This window comes from Pseudomonas sp. 32_A, assembly GCF_017490905.1.
Classification (GTDB): Bacteria; Pseudomonadota; Gammaproteobacteria; order Pseudomonadales; family Pseudomonadaceae; genus Aquipseudomonas; species Aquipseudomonas inefficax.
The window spans coordinates 1-484 of the sequence record NZ_JAFGYI010000250.1; the positions used below are offsets into that span (position 1 = coordinate 1).

General features: G+C 61.4%; 1 pseudogene. It reads right to left on the reverse strand.

Going from position 1 to position 484, the window contains the following annotated elements:
- Window positions 1-484 (reverse strand): annotated as a pseudogene (gene vioA, locus J5M58_RS26530) (dTDP-4-amino-4,6-dideoxy-D-glucose aminotransferase VioA); the annotation flags it as partial.

The window sequence follows — 484 nt, forward strand, 5'->3', positions numbered from 1 at the left end:
GTGCTTGAGCTGCAGCAGACCGAATGCCGCGTTGATCTCGCTCATCTTGCCGTTGATTCCCGCCGCGACGACGGTGACTTCGTCGACGAAGCCGAAGTTCTTCAGGTGATCGATGTGCTGCTTCGTCTTCGCGTCCGGGCAGACGATCGCGCCGCCTTCGAACGTGTTGAACACCTTCGTCGCGTGAAAGCTCAGGATCGACATGTCGCCGTGCTCGAGCACGCTGCCGTCGGGCGTCTTCACGCCGAATGCATGCGCGGCGTCATAGATCACCTTCAGATTGTAGTTGTCGGCGATTTTCTGGATCGCGGCGACGTCGCACGGCCGGCCATAGCAGTGCACGGGCATGATCGCGGTCGTCTGCGGCGTGATCGCCGCCTCGATCTTCGCGGGATCGAGATTCAGCGTGCTCGGATCGATGTCGACGAACACCGGCTTGATCCCGTTCCACAGCAGCGAGTGCGCGGTCGCGACGAACGAATAC